Here is a 305-nt window from a genome sequence, read left to right on the forward strand (position 1 = left end):
CTTCCCCCGCACAGCGGAAGCCGGCGGTGGCCGCGACACCTGCCGGAGTGGGGCTGGATTCGTCGGCCGTCCGGGCGCGGATGGTGCAAAAACTGGCGGCGGGCGGCATCACGTTGGCCCCCGTGCTGCAGGCCATGGGCGCTGTGGAGCGCCACCGGTTTGTGGACAGTGCCCTGGTCAACCAGGCCTACGAAGACACCAGCCTGCCGATAGGCTTGGGCCAGACCATCTCCAAGCCCAGCGTGGTGGCTCGCATGTGTGAGCTGCTGCTGGGCGCAGAGAGCGCACGTCATGGCGGGCTGGGC

General features: G+C 69.5%; 1 protein-coding gene. It reads left to right on the forward strand.

The window, feature by feature from the left end; all coding sequences use genetic code 11:
- Window positions 1-26: 26 nt before the first annotated feature.
- On the forward strand, window positions 27-305 hold a 279-nt coding region (locus tag DBR23_RS32050), incomplete at its 3' end, for a protein-L-isoaspartate O-methyltransferase (protein ID WP_369882184.1).

The sequence above is a fragment of the Acidovorax sp. HMWF018 genome (genome assembly GCF_003061035.1).
Lineage (GTDB): Bacteria > Pseudomonadota > Gammaproteobacteria > Burkholderiales > Burkholderiaceae_C > Acidovorax > Acidovorax delafieldii.